The sequence below is a fragment of the Pseudoalteromonas sp. S558 genome, assembly GCF_005886635.1.
Classification (GTDB): domain Bacteria; phylum Pseudomonadota; class Gammaproteobacteria; order Enterobacterales; family Alteromonadaceae; genus Pseudoalteromonas; species Pseudoalteromonas aliena.
In genome coordinates, this window is the sequence record NZ_PNDU01000546.1 from 1 (window position 1) to 499 (window position 499).

Consider the following 499-nt stretch of genomic DNA (forward strand, 5'->3'; position numbering starts at 1 on the left):
TTAATGGGTTGCTCATAAATACTCTCTTTGCGTTAATGCATTACGTTTAAGTTGGGTCTAAAAGTAAAAAAACAACTCTTATCTAATCGGTAAATGGCGCTTACTTTACCTAATGGAATCTAAAGCGGCCTCTGTTACGTATTCTTGATATTCTGATTTTGTGACTGTTAAACCGCTCTCTGTTATTGTTTTGTTCAAGCAAAGTGATAAATTCGAATGTTTTTTTACTAAACATAGGTCACCTAAACACTCTTTATTTTTAAAACTTAATGTTATGCTAATGCGCATAAAACTCAACGCCTAAGGACATAAAATGACACAACACTTTGATTATATTGCAATCGGTGGTGGCAGTGGTGGTATTGCCTCTGCAAATAGAGCAGCAATGCGTGGCGCTAAAGTAGCACTTATAGAAGCAAAACACATGGGCGGCACGTGTGTAAACGTAGGCTGTGTACCTAAAAAAGTAATGTGGCATGGTGCTCAGGTTGCTGAAGCA

At 37.7% G+C, this 499-nt stretch carries 1 protein-coding gene; it reads left to right on the plus strand.

The genetic code is table 11. The annotated features are described in order from the left end of the window. Positions 1 to 313: 313 nt before the first annotated feature. Positions 314 to 499 (plus strand): FAD-dependent oxidoreductase (locus CWB66_RS21355; protein ID WP_171037564.1); only part of this gene is annotated, 186 nt, incomplete at its 3' end.